Annotated in this window: 1 protein-coding gene; it reads left to right on the top strand. The window is 53.6% G+C overall.

The genetic code is table 11. The features are described 5' to 3' along the window. On the top strand, positions 1-250 hold a 250-nt coding region (locus MXD62_RS09230), incomplete at both ends, for an efflux RND transporter permease subunit (protein WP_248828949.1).

Genomic DNA, 250 nt, shown 5'->3' with positions numbered 1-250 from the left:
ATAAAGGGCAGGCTGAACCATCCGTTCTTTTCCAACGTTTGACGATAGCTAATGCCCGCGGCGAGCAGATTCCACTGGCCCAGCTTGCTGAAATTAAACCGACATTCAGCTTGCAGCAGATTCCGCATCGAGACCTCTCCCGTGCCGTCACGATTAGCGGAGACGTGAAGGAGCGCACTGCTACGGACGTGATGAATGAGATCAAGCCGATTTTAACGCGAATGGAACTGCCTGAAGGGTACCGCTGGGA

The sequence above is a fragment of the Frankia sp. Mgl5 genome, from assembly GCF_023242985.1.
GTDB lineage: Bacteria > Actinomycetota > Actinomycetes > Frankiales > Frankiaceae > Parafrankia > Parafrankia soli.
Note: the sequence above shows the minus strand (reverse complement) of the source record. Positions and strands in the feature narration are given on the sequence as shown.